The 21,905-nt window shown below is 44.3% G+C and carries 18 protein-coding genes; 4 read left to right on the top strand and 14 right to left on the bottom strand.

The window, feature by feature from the left end; all coding sequences use genetic code 11:
• Positions 1 to 52: 52 nt before the first annotated feature.
• The 8 genes from NLX82_RS24795 to NLX82_RS24760 all read right to left on the bottom strand — a co-directional run bounded on the left by NLX82_RS24795 (position 53) and on the right by NLX82_RS24760 (position 9,821).
• Positions 53 to 763 (bottom strand): SAM-dependent methyltransferase, encoded by a 711-nt coding sequence (locus tag NLX82_RS24795; protein WP_069080503.1) that lies wholly within the window; start codon positions 761 to 763, stop codon positions 53 to 55.
• Positions 760 to 1,287: a GNAT family N-acetyltransferase gene (locus NLX82_RS24790; protein ID WP_028541297.1), complete on the bottom strand. Its 528-nt coding sequence runs from the start codon at positions 1,285 to 1,287 to the stop codon at positions 760 to 762. Before NLX82_RS24790 ends, NLX82_RS24795 begins: the two co-directional genes overlap by 4 nt.
• 527 nt (positions 1,288 to 1,814) lie before the next feature.
• Positions 1,815 to 2,117, bottom strand: coding sequence for a putative quinol monooxygenase (locus NLX82_RS24785; protein WP_028541298.1), 303 nt, complete (start codon positions 2,115 to 2,117; stop codon positions 1,815 to 1,817).
• Between the two features lie 93 nt (positions 2,118 to 2,210).
• Positions 2,211 to 3,005, bottom strand: a complete 795-nt coding sequence (locus NLX82_RS24780) for an SDR family NAD(P)-dependent oxidoreductase (protein ID WP_069080502.1) — start codon at positions 3,003 to 3,005, stop codon at positions 2,211 to 2,213.
• 159 nt (positions 3,006 to 3,164) lie between these two features.
• The gene (locus NLX82_RS24775; RefSeq protein ID WP_069080501.1) at positions 3,165 to 4,193 is read right to left on the bottom strand and encodes a helix-turn-helix transcriptional regulator; all 1,029 of its coding nucleotides are present in this window, start codon (positions 4,191 to 4,193) and stop codon (positions 3,165 to 3,167) included.
• Between the two features lie 265 nt (positions 4,194 to 4,458).
• A complete protein-coding gene (locus tag NLX82_RS24770) occupies positions 4,459 to 7,299 on the bottom strand; it encodes an alpha-amylase family glycosyl hydrolase (RefSeq protein ID WP_075154200.1) in 2,841 nt (946 codons plus the stop codon).
• A 431-nt stretch (positions 7,300 to 7,730) separates the two neighbouring features.
• Positions 7,731 to 8,795 (bottom strand): Gfo/Idh/MocA family protein, encoded by a 1,065-nt coding sequence (locus NLX82_RS24765; protein WP_023988587.1) that lies wholly within the window; start codon positions 8,793 to 8,795, stop codon positions 7,731 to 7,733.
• A 117-nt stretch (positions 8,796 to 8,912) separates the two neighbouring features.
• Entirely contained in the window at positions 8,913 to 9,821 is a 909-nt protein-coding gene (locus NLX82_RS24760; protein WP_075154199.1) for an AraC family transcriptional regulator, read from the bottom strand.
• Positions 9,822 to 10,312: 491 nt separating this feature from the next.
• On the opposite strand from NLX82_RS24760, the gene NLX82_RS24755 reads away from it, so the two are divergent.
• From NLX82_RS24755 to NLX82_RS24740, 4 genes are all read left to right on the top strand, one after another.
• Positions 10,313 to 11,521, top strand: coding sequence for an MFS transporter (locus tag NLX82_RS24755; RefSeq protein ID WP_028541303.1), 1,209 nt, complete (start codon positions 10,313 to 10,315; stop codon positions 11,519 to 11,521).
• Positions 11,522 to 11,635: 114 nt separating this feature from the next.
• Positions 11,636 to 12,877: an aspartate aminotransferase family protein gene (locus NLX82_RS24750; protein WP_023988584.1), complete on the top strand. Its 1,242-nt coding sequence runs from the start codon at positions 11,636 to 11,638 to the stop codon at positions 12,875 to 12,877.
• Positions 12,878 to 12,910: 33 nt separating this feature from the next.
• Positions 12,911 to 13,960, top strand: coding sequence for a zinc-dependent alcohol dehydrogenase (locus NLX82_RS24745; RefSeq protein WP_254349211.1), 1,050 nt, complete (start codon positions 12,911 to 12,913; stop codon positions 13,958 to 13,960).
• A 29-nt stretch (positions 13,961 to 13,989) separates the two neighbouring features.
• Complete coding sequence (locus tag NLX82_RS24740; RefSeq protein WP_076160451.1) at positions 13,990 to 14,772, top strand: HAD family hydrolase; 783 nt, start codon at positions 13,990 to 13,992, stop codon at positions 14,770 to 14,772.
• Positions 14,773 to 15,105: 333 nt separating this feature from the next.
• On the opposite strand, the gene NLX82_RS24735 is transcribed toward NLX82_RS24740, so the two are convergent.
• The 6 genes from NLX82_RS24735 to NLX82_RS24710 form a co-directional block, all read right to left on the bottom strand.
• Positions 15,106 to 16,707 (bottom strand): alpha-amylase family glycosyl hydrolase, encoded by a 1,602-nt coding sequence (locus NLX82_RS24735; protein ID WP_076160454.1) that lies wholly within the window; start codon positions 16,705 to 16,707, stop codon positions 15,106 to 15,108.
• A gap of 240 nt (positions 16,708 to 16,947) precedes the next feature.
• Positions 16,948 to 17,424 carry an RNA polymerase sigma factor gene (locus NLX82_RS24730; protein WP_076160457.1) on the bottom strand — a complete coding sequence of 159 codons (477 nt, stop codon included), beginning with the start codon at positions 17,422 to 17,424 and terminating at the stop codon, positions 16,948 to 16,950.
• Between the two features lie 40 nt (positions 17,425 to 17,464).
• Positions 17,465 to 18,406, bottom strand: a complete 942-nt coding sequence (locus NLX82_RS24725; RefSeq protein WP_254349210.1) for a polysaccharide deacetylase family protein — start codon at positions 18,404 to 18,406, stop codon at positions 17,465 to 17,467.
• Positions 18,407 to 18,474: 68 nt separating this feature from the next.
• Positions 18,475 to 19,689, bottom strand: a complete 1,215-nt coding sequence (locus NLX82_RS24720) for an ABC transporter permease (RefSeq protein ID WP_028541307.1) — start codon at positions 19,687 to 19,689, stop codon at positions 18,475 to 18,477.
• Positions 19,686 to 20,423 (bottom strand): ABC transporter ATP-binding protein, encoded by a 738-nt coding sequence (locus NLX82_RS24715; RefSeq protein ID WP_025723380.1) that lies wholly within the window; start codon positions 20,421 to 20,423, stop codon positions 19,686 to 19,688. The genes NLX82_RS24720 and NLX82_RS24715 overlap by 4 nt, the downstream gene beginning before the upstream one ends.
• Positions 20,420 to 21,889: an efflux RND transporter periplasmic adaptor subunit gene (locus NLX82_RS24710; RefSeq protein WP_071558757.1), complete on the bottom strand. Its 1,470-nt coding sequence runs from the start codon at positions 21,887 to 21,889 to the stop codon at positions 20,420 to 20,422. Before NLX82_RS24710 ends, NLX82_RS24715 begins: the two co-directional genes overlap by 4 nt.
• Positions 21,890 to 21,905 lie beyond the last annotated feature (16 nt).

Raw genomic sequence — 21,905 nt, 5'->3', positions numbered from 1 at the left:
ACTTTAGTGAATTTCAGCCCATAGGACTGGGAACTTTTGTCCCCGGATATCGCTATTTCTTAGTAGCAATAAGCGAGATTAGATTCATATACTTCCCGTCATCTGCATTCAGCAATGCATTATTAGCACGTGCATAATCGTTGTTGCACTGAAGCCATTCATACCAAGCTTTCGAGAAGCATTTCATTTCTCTTACCGATTCAACGTAAATATTTGGCGACGGTTCCCATAATTTCCGCCACCAATCGCATGTATGCCACTGATTATCAACCTCACTAAGTGACAAGAACGGCTGCAGTTCCACGGGTATATCCCCATCAAACTCCATCTTTACCCCTGGCATCGCTATAGCCAATTTACCTCCTTCTTTAACTAGCGGCGTAAGATGGTCATCTAAGTACTGCTCATTCGCTCCAAAATATTGATACGCATCTACGCTTATAACTGCATCAAAGTATTGTTCCGCAAAAGGCAAGTGGCAGGCATCTGCATGGATGGGGATAATTTGGCTTTCCAAACCAAACTCTCTGAATCTTCTATAGTTTTCAGTTGCACTAATCCATAAATCGACAGCAAACACGGTTATGCCAAACTTTTGCGCCAGATAGATAGAAGTAAGTCCGGTCCCACAGCCCAAATCCAGCACTCGCATTCCTTTCTGCAAAGGCAAATTTTTCGATAGCTCCTCGAGCATGATAATCGAACTAGGCCCCATTAAATTTGCTCTTATGAAATCTACGTCATCTAGATCTCGACGGATCATTTCTGCTGACCCCCTCCTACTTTCTTCATTTGATATTTCCAATAAAGCAATTCTTCATCTTTGTGATCAATTTGAAATCCTAACTTCAATAACAAATTCTTAGAGCTGATATTGTCAGGTACGCATCTTGCCGTTACGATTTGGACCTCTTCATGATTTAAGGACCACTCTATTAATTTTTGAGCGGCTTCATAGCAATAGCCTTTGCGGCGATGGCTTTCATTCGTTGCAAAACCGATCTCAATCATACCGTTCTGATCAGGATCTCCTAAAAAACCAATCCCTCCAACAATTTCTTGGGTATCCTTCTCCACAATGATCCAAGAGTCAAAACCTCTAGTGCCATTATTTTTTATCAAAAGTTCTCGAAAATAAGGTAAAGCTTCAAAGAAATCAGGACCCGGCCATTCATCACTGGTTTTATAACCCAAAGCTTCAATAGCACCTATATCACGTCGGGCTGCTGCTTCGATTAAATTAAGATCAAGTGTTTTTAATATGAGCCGATTCGTTTGAAGTTTCATGTATTGTCCACCTTTCTATTTACTTAGATTGAATCTTTCATTCAAGAAGTCTGGATGTATTTGACCAAATTGGAGTAATTCCCTTCTATCCCCCTTTGCTAAAAATTAGAAAAGGGCAGGAATGAACATACGTCATTCCTACCCTCATATCACCTGCTATTTGAGCCATAAAAAAAATCCGCGCTGAACCAGCACGGATTGGACTCATTATAACAGGTATCCCTAAGGATCTGGTAATATCCGTTGTTCTTAACTAATTCCGAAGCTTTCAAATCCCACCCGTAATACAAAAATTGGGCAGACGAATAGTAGGTGCATGAAAACCTCTTTTTATGGAATTGGATTAGTAAAGAACAGCTCCAGACAAAAAAATCTCTCCTTAGTGAATTACCCTTATTATACCAGGGCCAATTTTATCTGCCAACCTTTCACATGTTACAAAAGCGTTTCATTAGGACTATCCTGCTGGTTAGCTTAAAAGCAACCGAGTGATCGGCTGCTGTGGTAGCAGCAATTGCATCATGACCCTACAGGCCTTTTCCCCCTAGAGCACGCAGTTTAATGGGCTCCGCTCCGATAATTAACGGTCGGCCGCGTTGTATCGACGCCAGTACCTCTTCGTTCTTAAGACTGGCTGCATGGGCATCTGCATCTTTCCACAGTTCGGTCACATACACCGCATTCGGGTCGTCGTCTGACACATTGACTATATACAAATAGCAGTCATTATTCGACTTCAACAGATCGGCCGCTTCTAGCAAGATGTCTGCAAGAGCGTCCCTTTGCCCTGGACGTGCCGTCAACTTTCCATACATAGCAAAATGGTTCATGATCCTCATCCTACCCTCGAGTGATGTTTGACTTCATCTTATCATAATGTTCCGCAATGTCAGCGCTAATTTCAGCAAGCTTCTCCACAAGCGCTAAAAAATAGTCGGTACCATTCCTCCATCCATACGGATTGGAGAACCTTTAAATGCAGATGCATAAGGACTACATACAAATGTAGCTAGTCTACCTATTTCAATAGGCTTGATAAATCGCTGTATTTCAGATTGAGGCAGGTTGGTAACCATAAAATCTTTCTCTTTTTCTAAAAAAGTCATATCTTCATGAGGATACATACTCTCAATGATTTGGTGCACATTCTCCGAGAGTGTTGGTCCTGGCATGATCGTATTGACTGTAACTTCTGTTCCTATTGTTAATTTAGATAAGCTTTTTGACAATGATAACAACATAGATTTTGTCATACAATACTGAGGCATTTGTCCTGAAGGCATAATTGCTTCTTCACTCGCAATAAAAATAATGCGGCCATAATCATTTTTCAACATTTTAGGTAAATAAAATTTTGATAATCCATTTGCAGCAAGAACGTTAGTGCGGAAGTATTTTTCCCATACTTCATCGTCTACGTCCTCATATTGCATAATTTCATAAATACCCGTATTGTTAACTAAAATATCAATATTAGGGTATTTTTCGAATAAAGCATCTCTTTGTCCAATATCCACAATATCGGCTGTGGCATTTTGAGGAGAGGTAGCTGGGAAATCTGACTTAATTTCATTTACAGTTCGTTCTACCTCTTCATAATTTCGTCCATTAATTAGTACATTAACACCTTCTTGGGCTAATTCAATGGCAATTGCTTTACCTATACCTTTCGTTGATCCTGTAACTAAAGCTGTTTTATGGTTTAATCCCATATCCATAATACACTTCTCCTTTTTTAAAACAGTCTTGTGCTCCGGATAGTGATTATGTTATCTTGTCTGGATTGTCCAGTAACTAGTATAATGCGCCAAAGTTCTTGTTTAACACGCCAAATGACAAAACTCATTAGGAATTGAATCAATGAATAGTCGGCAGTCCTAGCGTGCTCCTGATATCGAGTTTGTACCTTGATGTTCAGTCCGCCAATTTGAAGGTGTATCACCCTCCCATAGGCGGAAGGCGCGGTAAAACGAGTTCTGGTCTTCATATCCAATCAAGAATGCCACCTCTTTAATATCAAGCGAGGGGTCTGCCAAGTACTTTCGTGCCTGCTCATGTCTAGCTTGTGTCAACAGAAGCTTGAAGCTCGTGTTTTCGTCAGTAAGCCGGCGCTGCAAGGTACGATCGCTCATACCGAGCTCCTTCGCCACAGCCTGAATGTCGGGGCGCCCTCCTGTAAGGCTACGTTTCATGATCCATTTGACCATCTCGCTAATTGAGCGGCTGCGCTGCTGTTCATCCAACGACCGGTCCAAAACAGGAGTCAGGATCTCCAGCAGCTCTTCGTTGTACGAGACAAAGGGGCGGCCCAGATCTCTTCGATGTAGCGTCAATCGGTTACGTTTTGCACCAATCCGGATACGACAGCCGAAGTAAGCTTCAAGCGCCTGTACATCACCCATGGAGTTCGAAAATTCAACAAGCTGCGCGGTCAAAGGTTGACCTGTGCCCCGGCGTCCAATCTCCAGAAGACAAGCCAGCGTGATACCAACCAGCATCCGCGGACCAGATTGCTCGGGAGACAGCCATTCCAAATCAATTGTGCAGTGCTCGCCCTCCTCAGTGATATGTAGGCTTTCCGGGGGACACAGTTGTTTGTACCGAGCCATTCGGTTTAGAGCGTCGCGGTAGTCCCGAGCGTGGTAAGTCGCTAAGACGGTCGGTGGGTACTTCGCTGTATCAAAGACGGTCGCAAGCTTGATGATTCCTTGGGCAGTATCACCAATGAGATCAGAATATGCCTGCCAGATCGCGAAATATTGGGCGGTGGTGACTACTGGTTCAGTAATAATGGTGATCGGCAATCGTGCTTTGCGAGCGACGTCGTGGGCGCCAAACCCTAATTGACATAATCCTGCCCACAATCCTGGCGGGATTTTAATACGGTCAGTGGTATGAGACTTCATACATATGGGCCTCCTTTATATACTTACATATTCATTAGTTTTGGTTGCAATGGGGTCCCTCTTAAGTACACATAAGAATACTCTTAAGTACGTTAAGGTGTCTACATTAACGTACTAAGCTGCGGCAAATGTTACATCTTCTTGGTATCTGTGCTACTTTAACACCAAAAAAACACACCCATATGTTTATGAGTGTGTTTTTAAAACCTCAAACCACCGACACTCCTAGGAATGTCATTCCCTCCATGCTTCTTATATTTAAAAATTAAGGCTTCAAGAAAGGCCCGTTTTCACCGATCTTACCAGGAGCAGGATTACCCGGGAGATCAAGTACATATACCCTTAAGTTTCCTTTGCCCGAAACTGCCAGATTGAGCGTCCCATTCGTGACCTCTTTGACGTCTCCGGTAATAGCATCTTTATAAGTGCCGTTAGGAATATTCCGAAAAACAGCTGATTCACTAACAGTAACTAAAGCATAACTGTCTATGCCTTTTGATGAATCCGTATAACGTCGCTTGTACGCCATTTGTCCGCTTACATCCTTTGTAGAATACTGTCCTTTCTGCAAGGCAGGAATACTTCTTCGAATTTGATTCAGTCGCTGAATGTGCTTTACAAGTGGGTGCTGCAGGGTTTGAGCAACCGAACCTGAAGCAGAAGCTACCTGTCCGAAATCGGAGGCTACTACTGTACCTTCAATATGATCTCCATAGTAAGCACGTCCTGTGGTTGCTAATGGACATGTTGGACCACAGTCGATTGGCTTGCCTGCCTGAAATTCGATTTCTGAGCCGTAATACAATGTTGGAATTCCACGGAAAGTCCACATTAAACTCATATTCTCAGCCCATGCAGCCGTGCCCCCCGTATACCGGGTCGATGATTTGTTAGGTCCATAATCATGGCTATCTACATACACTACGTTATAGGTCGCATCGTTATAACTGTCATCCGAATCCTTGCCATTCCAAAATGCGTTATTCGCATCACTAAAATTCATATGCATCCTCATATCAATTACATTCATCCCGGAGGATTGCGAATGGTCCGGTTCATGATACAAATTCCCTTTGAGGAATGCATTATCGGATAAAGGCTGATTGGCTGTACCAAGATTATTTTCGTGTTGATATTGTTCCAACGCAGCTACTTCATCATTGGTGCTATACTCTTTGCGTTCCTTCCAAGTGAAGAATTGAGCCGAATGATTCACAGAACCTCGGTTCCATTTATCGTTAACGAAAGCACCTACTTCACCGAACATATAGAAATTACGTCCTTTTTCACCAAACTTCTCAATCGCCCGCTCCTGCGCTGCAGGAAGAAAATGACGGTTCCAGGTAACGCGTGGAATGTGCACAGCGGTGTCTATCCTAAACCCGTCTACACCCATATCTATAAATCGATTGTACGCTTCAATTAAATAATCTTGGACAGGCTTCGACTCTGTATTAAAGTCAGCCAGATCCTCATGCAGCCAACAACTCCGTGAATCTTCCCCTTCCCAATTGCCGATCCAGCAACTGTGATAGTACTGTGAAGGAAACATGCCAGAGGTGGGGTTGGGCCATTGGCAATTGTAGGTTTTTGAGTTCATTGGGATTCCCCAATTCCGACAGGTGTTGCCCTCCGGTTCCTTCGTTGACCATAGGTCACCGTTATACGGCTTGCCTGCGTCATTCTGCTGAAGGCCATCGTACTCGATTCCTTCTTGAGGTTCGTCATAGTACCAGCTCCACTGATTATCTCGAATACCGAATACTTTTGGCGTGAATAGACCTTTTGCACCCCAGCGGCTAGAGTGATTGTACACAACATCCTGTATAATTTTAATATCTTTGTCGTGTGCAGCATTAATCAAATCCTGGTATGTTGCACCTGGTGACTCTAACCTGGGATCCACTCGAAAAAAATCGTAACCATGGTAGCCGTGAAAGTCATAATCAGATCGATTCAATACAACCGGTGTAATCCAAATCGCTGAGAAGCCAAGAGCCTTGATATAATCCAGTTTATTGATTAACCCTTGAAAATCGCCCCTAAACATTGGATCACTGTTGGCTGCATTGCCGCTTGAAACATGATTCGCACCACCTCGGTTGTTCGAAGGGTCCCCATCATAGAATCTGGCAGTCATCACAAAGTAAATTGAATCTTCACGCATATCTGTTCCGATCGGACTTCCCTTTGAAGCAGGAGGTGATGAAGTTCCTGTTGTTGCACTCACCTCAATACTACTTTCCGATTTGTTGGCTGGTTCTGCTTTATCGTATGCCTTAACTGTATACGTATATGTCGTTTTCGCCTCCAATAATGAATCTTGGAAGGTAGTACGGGTCGTCGTATAGACCTTTTTGCCTTTAGTTCCTCCTGTGCGAGTGATCTCATACCCGCCGATTCCACTTCCACCAACATTATCAACAGAAGGATCCCATTCTAATTGGATTCGTAGTCCATCGGCATTGGCTATCAATAATTGAGGTATAGAAGGTGCTTCTAAATCAATAACCGGAGGGTTACACGGATTCTTAGCTCCGGTTGTTGTGACGATACCGTCTTTGACGGTACTTAAACCAGCAGCTAAATGATAATCAGCGCCTTTATTATTATCCCAGACAGAGCCGTTGTTAAATGCTGCTTTCATCGATGTTTTGGAGCCAAGATCAATAGTTTTTTTGGCCCAATCCAAGCAAGCGTTTTCATTCATGCTGATACCCGGCGGGGATGTCCAGGATGAACCATCGGGAGCATAGTGGATATTTACATCGCTCCAGCCACGGCTTTTCTTAAAATAGTAAACTATCGCTTGGTTGTCTGGAAGGGCTGTCAAATCAAGGTTCTTCGGCAGATTGGCATATGTTGCATCGGAGATATTCTGCTTGATGAGAGAACCGTTGCGATAGAGATCGTAATCTGATACTCTACTACCATTGGAGATGTCTTCGGAGGCTTTCCATGAAAGTTTTACTGATGTACTTGTAACGTTTTTAGGCGATTCATCAGCATTGATCGGCGTAACAACACTTACTGATGTTAATACAAGTATCCCCGTGATCATGAGTAAAAATAAGCGTTTCCAAGATCTTCGTTTATAACTCCTCATTCTCTACGTCCCTTCATCTATATTCTTCTGGTCGCACAGTACAATAAACGATCTCTCCCTTCCTCTTTCTCATACAAATGATTATTCTAGCACTTTCATGGATTATTTTATGTTTTTATGGAAGAATTTAGAGTGGAATATGTTGATTTATAAGGAGGAAATAGCGGATTTTATGTAAAAACATCTTTTTCTTTTTACGTGTAAATTAAACCTATTCGAAATCTCAGCAACTTAAAAATGATCAAGCAATAGAATTCGGTTGTGGAGCGATACCCGCTTGTGTTTTATGGTGGGCAAAATTATTTTGCTCACCATTTCAAAGGTTTCTGATTACTTAAATGCATCCCAAAATTTCATTAAATAAATCTGTTTGGTTCTCTCCAGGCTCCTATATATCTCTCTTATGACGGATCGAAAATAAAGCAGCAGATCTAAATAGTTCTTCGAATCACGCTTTTGGTTGCCCCCGCCTCAAAAATCGTCTCAATCAGCACCAATACACGGTGTACTTCTTCGCTTTTGATTGCAATCTCCGCTTTTCCTTCGATGGTGGAGACAAAATTTTCATAAAAGCTTTCTGCAGCAGCAGGTATTTTCTCAATCGGGAACTTAAGGGTGGATTCCTCAGATGGCGGCGCCATCGTTTTCGTCAATCCTTGACCTGCTTGAATCGGCTTGGGTTCCACGTGAGCGACATCTGGATTTCGGGTGACGATCTCTCCGCTCAAATCCCAATCCCTAATCACTGCGGTTCCTTCGGTTCCTTTAATATACCAGCGCGGCAGCTTTACGTAATTGGTTGTACCCACTTCAATGACTGCTTTCAGGCCGTCCTTGAACTCAATAAAGCTGGTAAAGCCGTCATCCACTTCAGTCCCCAAAATATAGCTTAGGGTAGCAGCTACGCTTTCTATTTTGCTGTCCGTAATCTGAAGCAGCTGGTCCAATAGATGTACTCCCCAATCCAGCAGCATTCCTCCTCCATACGCCTTTAGTTGCCGCCAGTCACCTGGAATCCCATTAGCCCCCTGAACTCGCGATTCCAGCTGGAAAAGCTCGCCTACGGTCTTATTGCCAATTATATCTTTTATAATTCGGAAGTCTTCATCCCATCGACGGTTTTGATGTACCGTAAACACACGATTTTCTTTCTTCGCCACCTCAACAATATCCAAGAAATCCGCGCTCGTTATCGTAACTGGTTTTTCGCAAATGACATGTTTTCCAGCTTGTAGCGCCTGGATCGCGATTTCCTTATGAACATCATTAGGTGTTGCTATCAAAACAATATCCACGGCCTGATCTGCCAGAACAGCATCCAGGCTAGCGTAGGTTTTATAGCCAGCAGCCGCAGCCAGTTCCATTCGGTAATCAACAATATCATATACACCGCCAACGGCAAGTTGCTGATTAGATTCGATCAATTGAACATGGTAGCTTCCCATGCCTCCATAACCGATAATGACTACATTGTATATACGATTGCCCATTTTCATCTTCCTCCACTTCTGATTTAAGCCTACCGCATATCAAGCGGTTGCTCATGGATCCATAAATTTTAATGTCCTCGTAACTCTCCCTTCACTTCGTCGGATAGCTCTATCATACAAATCTCATGAAAAGCTTTCCTCCTCATTTCTTGCTGTATTATTCCCGAATATTGTCCTGCGGTATTTCAATGGTGATGTTCCTGTCGCTTCCTTAAAGAGATGATGAAACGTCTTTACACTACTGAATCCTGCTGCCTCTGCGACCTCAGTGATCGGATTGTTTTCATTCAACAAAATCCATTTTGCCTTATTCAGTCTGTAATCATTCAAAAATGCTACAAAGGTCATCCCCGTATTCTTCTTAAACAGTCTGGCGAAATAATAGGGACTGAAACCCATATAATCAGCGACATTCTTCAGCGAGATGGTTTCATGATAATGGCATTCCACATACTCAAAAATACGTTCCAGTTTATAAAGGGTGTCCTTTGATTGTGTTAAGGTTCTTTCAGAGATTTCAGGAAGCCTTGGCGTCTTGCTTCTCGGCACTTCACGCATAATAAGAGTCAACATCTCAAACAGCTTGGCTTTGATCATATAAGCATGACCTTCGTGGTGGTTGACGTTCTCATCATAAATGCTTTGAATCAGAGGAAGCATTTTAGCTGCTGTTTCTTCTGGCCAGTTCCAGCTTGATTGCTCCATCTCCGTAAATATATATCTAAGAGGGCGTTTCTGATCACTTAATGTGGAAACCTCTTGAAAAAAGCTCAGATCAAATTGAATAACCACCCGTTCGCTGTCGGGAGAAGCCAAAAAATAATGAACATCACCCCCATTTATAAACTGAACTTCACCTTTTTTCATCCGTATCGAAATATCGTTAATTCCCAGATCCAAGGTTCCCTGAGTCACATAAATAATTTCAATTTCTTTATGCCAATGAGGATAGCAAAGCACGTCACCTTTATTAATAAAGCTCCGGAAAGGAAAATGTCGGTCAAGCTCCGGGATTTCCAAATAAAAATTCATTTTGGTAGACTCCTTTTGTTGTAAAGTTCAAAAAAGCCGTACACATGACTATTGATAATTATGCTGCACTGCATTCCTTCTTCTCCTCTTCATTTTTCTCCTTCTCAACTTTCGAATAAAATTCCCTCTCCCTTTTGAATTGTAAGCGTTTAACATTCTTTTTCCTACCCTATCAATCATAGTTGTATTAAGTAAAACCACTGTTAGGTATCCTTACTAACCTAATTTTGCAAACACAAAGTTATGCCTCAATTATGAGCGGTTTGGCGCCCGAAAACAATTTGGGCTGATCTTATTTCTCCCTTCCGCTTGCAGTTTCTTCAGATAACCAAGTTTCGCCTTAACTAGATTAAGCAAATACGTGTAAAATTGTCGAACGATTATTTTTACATTTTTTATATAAAGAGATATATACATTTCCAATAAAAAGGTATAATCTAGTAAAGCAACAGAATCCATATAAAAAATATAGACTTATGGAGGGACGGACCTTGAAGAGACTATTCGCTTTAAGTTGTGCTTTCTATCTGCTAATCGGCATTACTAGTGTGGTGCTTGGAGCATTACTGCCGGTTCTACTGCCTTACTATGGACGGGGGTACAGCGATGGCGGATTATTGTTGTTCCTTCAGTTTTTCGGATTTCTTGTCGGCGTTCTGTTCTCCCCCTTCATGGCTCTACACATCGGTCGCAAGTCTATGCTGTCCATTGCTCTGGTTAGTATCGTGGCAGGGTATGCCTTCTTGGGTGTACTCCCCTCATGGACCTGGGTTATCGTGATGACCATCTGGGTTGGCTTCGGCTCAGGCATCATTGAGTCGTCCATCGGAGCGTTCACGATTGAGTTCACCGAAGAGCAGAAAGCCGTAGCCATGTCCAAGCTGGATGTCTATTTTGCACTTGGTGCACTGCTCATTCCCGCAGTGGTAAGCCTGTATATCTGGCTTGGAATGTGGTATCTGACCTTCTACACCATCTCCCTTCTGACGTTTATTCTGGGACTGTTCTGGATTACCATGCCTGCTTCCTCCTCTTCCCACCTTATCCAAGCAGATCTCCAAACCTCTGAGCGATCGGTCGAACAAGCCCGGTACTCGGTACAGCACCGTGTGTTACTGGGAATATTCATTGTATTCTTCTTTGTTTACATGGGGCTTGAACTGGGGCTCATGAACTTCCTGCCCTCTATTCTGATCGAGACCCTGCAGATTCGGGAATCCGTAGCCTCGTTGGGTGTTAGCATACTCTGGATTGCGATGATCATCGGCCGCATGTTCTCAGGGAAGATTGCTGAGTCAGCAGGATATATTCCTTTCCTGCTGTGGAGCGGAATCGGAACTTTCTGCTTTCTGGTTGCAATGGCGTTTGTATCCAGTCAGTGGGCTACATACCTTCTGATTTTTGGTGCAGGGTTATTCATGTCCGGTCTCTTCTGTATTGCCCTCGTCTATGCGAACCTGCTGATTCCGGGAATGACCGAGAGAACGACCAGCATTCTGATTGCGTCAGGCGGAATTGGCGGAGCAGTTCTTCAATATGTAACAGGCTGGAGCATGAGCGAATGGTCGGTGACGACTACCCTTTGGATTTTGGCGGCTTTCAGCCTAATTTTACTGCTGGCAGTCATTCTCTCGCATCTGTGGAATGGCAGGAGCAGACGGGTAGTTGACTCCCTTGTCCATCAGGGCAAGGAAGGATGAGATTCTTTATTCTTGAGGGAGGTGAGGCCCGCCGCGTTATGTTGTAGCAGGGCAGTACAATTTTTAAAGAATGTACTTAATGAGAATGTATATTCTGATATGGAGGGAAACATCGTGCATACCTTAACCAAAGAACGCTTCAGATACGGAAAAGGCATTACTCTGATTGACGATTCCGGTAAGGAATATTTGGATGGCGTGTCTGGCACCTTCAATCTATCGCTCGGTTATAATCACCCTCATGTCGTCACCAAGGTACAGGAACAAGTCGCCAATCTTGCCCACATGTCCTCATCCTTTACCGAGCCTTACGTCGAGGAAGTCCTGGATCATCTGATCCAGTATACGCCGAACGGCATCGACGCGGGATGGATGAGAGATATTACCGGCTCCACGGCGAACGAATGCGCTGTGAAGCTAGCCCAGAAATATACAGGAGCGCTCGATATAATCAGCCTGTATTTATCCCATCATGGGCAGACCCAGTTCGCAACAGGCATATCCGGCAACGCCTTCCGGCGGAGGAAATTTCCCAACTCGGCTGCAGCAAATTCCCTGCATGTACCTGCTCCCTACTGCTATCGCTGCCCGTTTAATTCTTCGCCTGACAAGTGTGGTTATCAATGCGTCGAAGCCATATCGGATGCCATTGAGTATGCAAGCTCAGGCTCTGTGGCCTGCATGATTATTGAACCCATCTTGGGCAACGGAGGCAATATCATCCCACCTGCAGGATATTTTAAGCGGCTCCGTCAGCTGTGCAACGAGTATGGGCTGATCCTGATCGCTGATGAGGTGCAGACCGGGATTGGGCGGACAGGCTACATGTTCGCAAGTGAGTTGTTGGATATCCAGCCAGATATCATTACTCTCGCCAAGGGTCTCGGCGGCATTGGTGTACCGGTAGCAGCGGTATTAATGCAGTCTCGGCTTAATGTCCTGGAGAAGCACGAGCACTCCTTCACCTCAGGCAGCAATCTAATCTCGGTTACGGCAGCCAAAGCCACGCTGGAGGTTGTATCTGAGCCCGGTTTTCTGGAAGCCGTTCGGTCCAAAGGAAGCCTGCTCGGAACCCTGCTGACGGAGATGGCCGACAAGCACGATTGCATCATCGGTGAGGCTCGCGGCGTCGGATTGATGTGGGGACTGGAAATTGTCGACGAGGATAATGCCCCAGATGCAGTTAAGAGCAATGCGATTATCGACCGCGCTTTTGCCGAACAGCAGCTAATTCTCAGAGGCTCCCGTTACGGTTATGGCAATGTGGTCAAAGTGAGACCTTCCCTCACGGCTACGGAAGATGAGATTGTCGAAATTGTTAAGCGGCTTGACACTGTTCTGACCACCCTACACTAACCATCTGCCTAACAGGCAAAAGGAGGACTATTTATGCTTGCACTGGTATACAAATCAGCTTGGGATGTCGCACTTGAGGAAAGACCTGTCCCGGAGATTAAAAAAGATAACGATGTACTCGTCCGGATCCGGGCGACAGGCGTATGCGGTACGGATTTAGGCATCATCAGTGGCAAATATCATGCCGTGCCGTCCACGATCTTGGGCCACGAATCAGCGGGGGAAGTGATCGCTGTAGGATCAGCCGTCAGTTCACTGCAGCCTGGGGACCGTGTGGTGATTGATCCAACATATTACTGCGGTCAATGCGAAATGTGCCGGACAGGAAGACAGAATCATTGCACACATAAAGCCGTAACAGAGACCGGAGTCAGCGCCGACGGGACGTTCACCGATTATTATGTGACGGAGGATCGTTTTCTGTACAAGCTGAAGGATCATATCAGCTACGAAGAAGCAACACTGACCGAACCGCTGAGCTGTATGCTGACCGGAATCAACCAGATTCACCTGCTGCCGAACTTCACAACCATCATTCTTGGTGCAGGCCCAATTGGAATTCTGTACAGTTATGCTCTTGCTTCCAAAGGTGTCACAGGCTGCCTCGTTGACATCTCGGAGGAACGGCTCGCCATAGCGGATTCCGTTGCCCCTGATCGGTGGTCCGTGCACGCCACACTGGAATCAGCCATTCATGAGCTGGCACCGTTAAAAAATCAGGTAGACATGATTGTGGATACCACAGGCGTGGTCGGTACACAGGTACTGTCCCAGCTTACAAGCGGCGGATATCTGATGCTGGTGGGGCTGAGAGATGGGACAAGCACGTTCAATCCGAAAGAGGTAGTTGACCGTAGTCTCAAAATCATCGGCTCGATTGATTCCCTAGGAACGTTCTCCACGGCTCATTACCTGATTGAGCAGCAGATCGTTCCCGCCAAAAAAATCATTACCCACTCCTATCCGCTGGAAGACTACCGTGAGGCTTTTCTGACCCTCGGATGCAATATCAACGAGCGGACCCTTCAGCCTTCTTCACAGGCAATCAAGGTTGTGCTGCAATCGAACGGCTCCGGTAACTAATCCAGATACGAACAAGGAGGAGAATGGACATGACAACCATTCATCATGATGCGCAGCCAAATAATGAATGCTTGGGAGGCCCATCAGCGTCCGTTCCGGTCAAGGCAGTCATCTTCGACATGGACGGGGTCCTAGTAGACAGCGAACCGATTTATTTTGAGATCGAGCGTAATTCCTTTGCCCATTTCGGTGCGTCCATGACGGAAGAAGAGCACCATACCTATGTTGGAGTGACACTCGAATCTATGTGGCGTCAGGTACTGGACAGACATCAGCTCACCAATACGGTAGAAGAGGCCCTGTCCTATCACCGAAAAAATGTGATGCAGACGATGATTGCACACGAGGGCCTTGTGGCGATCGACGGACTGGAACGGTGGCTAGACTGGCTTCAAGAGAAGGGGATTCCGGTCGCGGTAGCCTCTTCCTCTCCACGGGCGCTAATTGATCTCATTATGGAAAAGACAGGACTTGGCCGTTACTTCGACATTCGAATCACCGGTGAAGAGGTATTGCAGGGTAAGCCAGCACCGGACATCTTCTTATACGCCGCCGAACAGCTAGGCATTGCACCGGCCCATTGCATCGTTATTGAAGATTCACAGAACGGGGTCCAGGCAGCCAAAAGTGCAGGAATGCACTGCATCGGCTTCCACAACCCCGGCTCCGGCCGGCAGGATCTGTCTAGAGCCGATCGCTGGATTCTCAGCTATGACGACCTGTGGGCGATCAGAGAGAATCTGCCGTTTGATGAGCAGTTGCTTGCTAAGAGCAAGAGCCGAAATGTACCGGAAGGCATACCCCCTTTATAATCATATGGAATCGTCCAATCTTTACTATGATTGAGGGTATTAAATAATGCCCCTTGGAATATACACTGGAGAATGCATTTATCCTTCCCTGTGTGTACTCTAAGGGGCGTGCTTTACATCGAAGTGGTCTAGTTGAAACGAGTAATTTTCCCGGTTCAACACACAATCGTCGTAAAAACTGTCTTTTTGACATTTAACTGATCTCCTGACGGTTTTAAATCCTCTATTCGTATGCAGCAAAACTTATATAGAAAAATGGGGTGCTGTTAACACCCCAAACTGGATTCATCGATATATATCCTGCTTCATCTGAACAGTAATTTTGCCGTATATTCAGCTCTTTCTGTCTTCTTCGGTAATTAGAGAACTGTAAGCCGGAATTGTAACTGTTCCTTTCTTCACCTTTACATTCTTTGAGGTGGAGAAGACCACTTTCCATTTACCCTTATCGAAATCTTTCATCTGCAGGGTAACCGGCTCTCCAGACAGGTTATGATATACATATAGTGCTTCTTTGCCTGAAGTACGTTTAAATGCGGTCACGCTGGCAGAACCTGCTTGTATAGGTTGCAGACTGTCGCTGCGTAAAGCTTCATGTTCTTCCCTCAGACGGATGAGTGTGCGATAGCTTTCCAGCAGGGAATCATCGTCCCTCAGCTGCGCTTCCACTGATACCTCGCCTGTGTTGTATTTGGGTTTCTCCCACGTCGTTTGACCAGGGCCATCTCCCTTGTACCAGCGCATAGGCTCACGAAGATACTCATCAGGCTTCTCTCCCTTCATACCGATTTCTTCCCCATAATAGAGGAACGGCTGACCCGGAAGCGTCAAAAGAATGGAAGCAGCCAGCTTGGCTTTTCGCACATCTCCGCCCACTTCGCTCATGACACGGGTCTGGTCATGGTTGCTCAGGAACGGAGCATCGAGTGCCGCCTTATTATACGATTTGTACAGTTGCAGCGTTTTCTCGGCGAATGCCGCGATACCCTGATCTCGGCCGTTTTTCACGGAGTTCAAAATCGTTCCACCCAGGTCAAAATTAAACAGGGAATGGAGCGGTCCGTAATAAGGAGCTATGGTCTCCGGTTTGTCCCATACCTCTCCTGCCAGATATACATTTGGATTTACCTTCTCCATCTCGGAACGGAATTCATTCCACCATGCGATGTTCTTATCCGCACCATCCTTCGTCTGTCCTCTAAAAATATGCATCGCCGCGTCAAGCCGGAACCCGTCTGCACCCTGCTGCAGCCAATACTTGCCGACTTTGATCATTTCTTTGCGGACTTCGGGATTGTCAAAGTTCAGATCCGGCATGCCCGACCAGAATGTACTGTAGAAATACCCTTCGCCATTCGGGTTCTTATGCCATACCTGCTGACCCCACGAGCCCTTTTCTTCCAGATCTGTGTTCTCATCCGCCCATACGTAATAGTCGTGGTATTTGCTTTGTGGGTTGGCACTGGCCTCCTTAAACCATGGGTGCTCGCTGCTCGAATGATTGATAACAAGGTCCATGATCACCTTGACGCCCTTTCGGTCCGCTTCTTTCATCAAGGTGCGGAAATCATTTAGACTCCCATACTGCGGGTCCACCTGATAGTAATCAGTTACATCATATTTATGGTAGCTTGGAGATGGATTAAGGGGCATAAGCCAGAGGCCGCTGACCTGCAAATCCTTACCCGAATGGGGTTTGCCATCGTTTAAGTAATCAAGTTTTTGTGTGATTCCTTTCAAATCACCGTGTCCGTCTCCATTCGAATCATAAAAAGAATTGATATAAATTTCATAAAATACGCCGCTTCCAGTAGAAACCGGAGGCTTATGTCCGTTCATTTCCTGCTCTGCCATTGCACCTGAAGCGAACATCGTGAGCATAGGCACCGTTAACATGGCGGTGGACAATCTTCTTAAGCGTTTGTTACGTGTCAAAACAAATCAGCTCCTTTGATTGTTATGGGTGCGTTTTCATTATAAATAGAAACAATCCAAAAAAAGGGGATATTTATTATCTATTATGGTGGAAAATATCGATCTTATTGCTTTATCTCTGTATCGAACGAAAGAGGAGCAGACTCTATGTCTACTCCTCTTTCGGAAATTATTCTTTTTCTTAGATTTAGTACTTTCGATTTGCTGAATAAAAGATTGTCTGCTGTCGTCCAAATCAGTTCAGGAAATATATCTTAATTTAATGCGTTTTGAAGCTCTGTGCAGCGAAGACTTTACTGAATTTTCACTCTTGTTTAAGATTCTAGCCGTTTCTTTTATGGAGTATCCTCGGACTAAACGCAATTCAAGTACCGTCCTTTGCTCGGTATTACTTGCCATCAAAAGAATTCGATTGACCTCCTCTTGAATTTCAAAATCGAGGATATCCCAGTGATAGTGGAACAGCTCCTTACGTAAGTTGTATTCATCCATCTTTTTTCGTTTTCTGATTAAATCTATAGCTAAATTTTTAGCAATTCTCAGAAGATAAAATCGAATACGATCTTGAGGCAAGTCAGGTGAAGCTCTTATAAACCGAATAAAGCACTCATGCAACAAATCTTCAGCATCCTGTTTGTTATGCAATATCCTCAATAGATAGCCTAAGAGGTCTGATTTGCAAGATAAATATAGATCCTCCACACCTTTAATATCCATATTATTGCTTGTCCCTTCTGTTTTGTTTGGAATCGGCAAGTCACTTTATTGTCTTAAATTCATATCCCTTCTTTTTTAAATATCTTATGATTTCAGGCAAGGCTTTGGCTGTTTCTTCCTTCCCATAAGTGTCATGCATGAGTACCACTGCTTTTTCTCTAGTCCCCATGTTCCTTATGAATTCGCGAATTAATTGTTCAGCATTCTTAAGTGCACCTTCTGCATCTTTAGGTAACACATTCCAGTCAATCTGATGGTAATCTTTATCATGTAGAGCTTTGTCCAGCACTTCCATACCATTGGGATCATTTCTCTGCCATGTCATATGGCCACCTGGAAAACGAATTACTCTTGTGGAAAAATTCTGCCCCAATATTTGCTTTAAAACTTGATTTGTTTTTTCAATATCCTTCATAAAAATGCTCGAATTCACAGTTTGATTAGGATATAAATAACTGTAGTCATGTGAGTAGGTATGATTTCCGATAGCATGTCCTTCTTTAACTACTCTTTTTGTTATTTTTTTAGCCACTTCATTTTCTTCTACTGCCTTTCCTACCACAAAAAACGTTGCTTTCACATTTTCTTCTTTAAGAACATCCAATATCTTAGGCGTTACGGTGACCGATGGGCCATCATCAAAAGATAAATAGACTACTTTTTTACCGTCTATCCCCTCAGGCCGATGTCCTTGCATTTGCTGATTCAAGTATTTTTCAACAAATGCTGCATCTTCAACACCCGAAACATTTTTTAGAGGTGATTCGCTCCCTTTGGATTCGTTATTTAATTTGTCGGTTGATACTGAGTTTATTTTTTCTGCAAATTCAATCGTTTTTACCGGCTGTTGTTTACTACTAAAGATATCAAAGAGTTTTAAAATAATTAGAACAATACAAATGATAATAATAAACAGTAGTCTTCTTCTATTTCTCTTCATCCGATGAGCTCTGGTTCTATTATGCGTATAGCTTTTTTCCATTAGTATATGTTCCTCCAAAAATCTAGAAGCTGTTTACGTTTCATTTTGCGACCATGTGCCAATTGAAATTATTCGTATCTCAATGCATCTATAGGCTTTAAACTTGCTGCTTTATAAGCCGGGTATACTCCAAATAGGATGCCTGTGCCCGCAGAGCTAAGAAACGAATATATAATAGGCGAGATCGTAAATTCAATGGTCATATGTGTCGTTGCTTCGATTATTTTGGACGCTCCTATGCCTGTTACAACCCCGATTGTACCTCCTAACAGACCAAAGATGACCGCTTCAGATAGAAATTGAATCATAATATCTCTCGGCTTGGCACCAATGGCTTTCCGAATACCGATTTCTCTTGTACGCTCTATAACCGAAACCATCATAATATTCATAATTCCGATTCCCCCTACCACGAGCGATATCGCGGCTACACCACCCAGTAAGCTGGTCATGATATTATCTACACCGGAAGCTGCACCTGCTGCCTCTGACTGACTCATAATTTGAAATTGATCCGGTTCCGAGGGTTTTAGCTGATGCGTCACACGCAAGCTTTCCAATATGTCTAGACGAGCCTGATCCATCAAAGCTGGTGACTTGGCAGACACGTCCAATCCCGTAATGTTTTTCTCACCCAGACGGTTCATCATGGTTGTAGCAGGGATGTAAATTTGTTCATTAGTACTATAGCTTAAGTTCGTAACTGGCTGAGTATTCAATACTCCGATCACCTTGAAAGGAATCTGTTTAATTTGAAACGTTCGTCCCAATACATTTTGGGTATCTCCACCAAAAAGACGTTGAACCGCTTGGCTTTCAAGAATGGCGACATTCATGCGTTTATCCATCTCATCGTTGGTAAATGTTCTGCCCTCAGCAAAGGAAAACTTTTTGACCTTATAGAATGAAGTGGAAGTCCCTACAATAGTAGCGTTATAGTTATATCGCCCCCACGCAGCTTTTGAATTGCTCGATATATTTGGCATCAATGCATCTATAGAATTCTTTTGTTCCAACGCCTCGACATCAGCCCAAGTAAACGAGGGCGTGTTGTCCAAATCTATTTCACCATCGACCATTGTCATAGCTGGAGCAACCATCAATACGTTATTCCCTAATTTATTAATTTCTGCTTTTATGCGGGCTGTAGAGCCGTTTCCGATCGCCATAATGGCAATAACCGCTGCCACCCCGATAATAATACCGAGAATCGTTAAAAAAGAGCGCAGCTTATTGGTCGTTAAACTATTAATTGATACACGGATCGTTTCCATCAAATTCATAGGCTCGCCATCCTTGATGAAATTCTTCTATTGGTAATGCTTTCATCACGCTCAATATCTCCATCCCGAAAGCTGATCAACCGCTTGGCATATTCAGCGATTTCCAGCTCATGAGTAACCAAGACGATGGTTTTCCCCTGCTCATTCAAACCCTGAAATAGCTCCATAATCTCGACGCTCGTCTTCGTATCCAGTGCCCCCGTTGGCTCATCCGCCAGCAGAATAACAGGATTATTCACCAACGCACGCGCAATAGAGACACGTTGCTGCTGACCGCCAGAAAGCTCGTTAGGTTTGTTGTACATCCGTTCTGCAAGGCCTACACTTCGAAGCGCCTCCACGGCTCGTTCCCGGCGTTCCTTGGCAGGTATACCTGCATACATCATAGGTAGCTCTACATTTGCTAATGCTGTAGTTCGGGAAAGTAGATAGAATTTTTGAAACACAAAACCCAGTTTCTGATTTCGAATCTCGGAAAGCTCGTTCTCACGAGCATCCAATATGGAATACCCATCCAGATAATACTTCCCGGTATCAGGATGATCGAGGCAACCAATGACATTCATCATGGTGGACTTACCCGAACCAGAGGGACCCATTATGGCAACAAACTCACCTTCGCTAATAGATAAATTCACACCACGTAGAGCCTGAATCTCCTGTCCGCCTACCTCATATATTTTTTTTAATGCTTTAATTTCAATAACGTTTTTATTTAATTGAACTTCGTTCATTGTGCCTGACCCCCATCAGGGTCCTGGCCCTCTTGACTGCCATTCGAACCAGCACCGGCCTGAGGCGGAATAACAATGGTCTCGCCTTCCTTGACACCGGACTTGATTTCGGCCTGATCCGCTGTATAAACACCCAGCTTCACAGGTCTGAATTCATAATCTGCAGGGTTTGCTGGGTTCTTCGCTACATATACTCCGTCCACTCCACCTTCAGATCTCAGTGCAAACAATGGAACAGACAGCGCATCTTTACGTTCAGCCAAGAGGAGTGATACATCCATGTTCATCCCCGGTTGCAGCCTTATTTTTTGGCTATCCAAAGACAATTCAATTTTGTATGTAGTCACATTAGATTCGGTAACCGGCTCTGGAGAAACAAAGCGTACTTCGCCTTTAAATTGTTTGTCCGGGAATGAATTCGAGTGCATTGTAGCCTGAAGTCCGGTCTTCAATTTAGCAATATCACTTTCGTTAACCTTGGCAAGAACCTTCATAACGCCTGTATTGGAGTTATTCATTACAATAAAAGGTGCAGTAGGACTAGTACCCACATCGCCGTTGACCTTCAAAATGATCCCGTCCCACGGTGCCGTAACCTGTAATTTGCTCAGGACACTTTTCTTCTGCTCTAATGCCGTTTCAGCCTGCTGTAAAGAAGCCTGTGCAGATTGGATGTTGGAAGCTTCAGGCGGGGACTGTGCAGCCTTTAAATTTATTAAAGCTGTTTTAAAGCCCATTTCCGCCTCCTCAATTGCCTCAGTCTGTTTGGTCTGTGCCTTCTTGTACTGCAGCTCCGCATTGCTCATATCCAGTTTTGCCTTATCCAGATTTTGCTTGGCTGTCGCCAGGTCACTTTCTGCTGCCGCATCATTCTGAACCAGATAAGCCTGGTCATCATAATCCTTCTGGGCCTTATCCAAAGTCACCTTGACTGCCACCTTTTGTGCAGCGGCTTCCTCTAACTCCATATCGTTCTTGGCTGTTTTAATCGCCATTTGTGCCTTTAAGACATTGGTTTTCTGGAGCTCGATATCATTGGTTTTGGGTCCGCGCTTGGCTTCCTCCAGCTTGGCCCTTGCAATCGCGACATTGGATTCGGCATCCTTAATTTGCAGCCTGGCATCCGAATCATCTAATCGTGCTAGAACCTGACCTGCTTTGACACTATCTCCTGCTTTGATATTGACAGCGATGAGCTTGGCACCCTCGACATTTGTAAAATTAATATTTACTTCCTTGGAAGCCTGAACGGTCCCAGTCACTTTAAGCGAATCCGTCATGTTTGTTTTCTGTACCTGTACAATCTGGTTCGCAGGACTCTCCACGGGCTTTTCCTGCCCCTTTTTCATATAAACAAAACTTCCAATTCCCGCTATAATGATCAAGACAAGAATACCTATGATCCCTCTCAATCTTTTTTTCCTTCTTAACACTTGCAATGCATCTTTCTTTTCTGTTTCCGACAATGTTATATCCCCTTAA

It is taken from the genome of Paenibacillus sp. A3M_27_13 (assembly GCF_024213315.1).
Taxonomy (GTDB): Bacteria; Bacillota; Bacilli; order Paenibacillales; family Paenibacillaceae; genus Paenibacillus; species Paenibacillus polymyxa_B.
This window is presented reverse-complemented; position numbering and strand designations above follow the sequence as displayed.

Coding starts and splice junctions, on each gene's coding strand:
- NLX82_RS24720 (WP_028541307.1), bottom strand. CDS start 19,689: ATGAATTTGATGGAAACGATCCGTGTATCAATTAATAGTTTAACGACC.
- NLX82_RS24715 (WP_025723380.1), bottom strand. CDS start 20,423: ATGAACGAAGTTCAATTAAATAAAAACGTTATTGAAATTAAAGCATTA.
- NLX82_RS24725 (WP_254349210.1), bottom strand. CDS start 18,406: ATGGAAAAAAGCTATACGCATAATAGAACCAGAGCTCATCGGATGAAG.
- NLX82_RS24730 (WP_076160457.1), bottom strand. CDS start 17,424: ATGGATATTAAAGGTGTGGAGGATCTATATTTATCTTGCAAATCAGAC.
- NLX82_RS24770 (WP_075154200.1), bottom strand. CDS start 7,299: ATGAGGAGTTATAAACGAAGATCTTGGAAACGCTTATTTTTACTCATG.
- NLX82_RS24790 (WP_028541297.1), bottom strand. CDS start 1,287: ATGAAACTTCAAACGAATCGGCTCATATTAAAAACACTTGATCTTAAT.
- NLX82_RS24760 (WP_075154199.1), bottom strand. CDS start 9,821: ATGAATTTTTATTTGGAAATCCCGGAGCTTGACCGACATTTTCCTTTC.
- NLX82_RS24775 (WP_069080501.1), bottom strand. CDS start 4,193: ATGAAGTCTCATACCACTGACCGTATTAAAATCCCGCCAGGATTGTGG.
- NLX82_RS24795 (WP_069080503.1), bottom strand. CDS start 763: ATGATCCGTCGAGATCTAGATGACGTAGATTTCATAAGAGCAAATTTA.
- NLX82_RS24740 (WP_076160451.1), top strand. CDS start 13,990: ATGACAACCATTCATCATGATGCGCAGCCAAATAATGAATGCTTGGGA.
- NLX82_RS24745 (WP_254349211.1), top strand. CDS start 12,911: ATGCTTGCACTGGTATACAAATCAGCTTGGGATGTCGCACTTGAGGAA.
- NLX82_RS24780 (WP_069080502.1), bottom strand. CDS start 3,005: ATGGATATGGGATTAAACCATAAAACAGCTTTAGTTACAGGATCAACG.
- NLX82_RS24765 (WP_023988587.1), bottom strand. CDS start 8,795: ATGAAAATGGGCAATCGTATATACAATGTAGTCATTATCGGTTATGGA.
- NLX82_RS24785 (WP_028541298.1), bottom strand. CDS start 2,117: ATGAACCATTTTGCTATGTATGGAAAGTTGACGGCACGTCCAGGGCAA.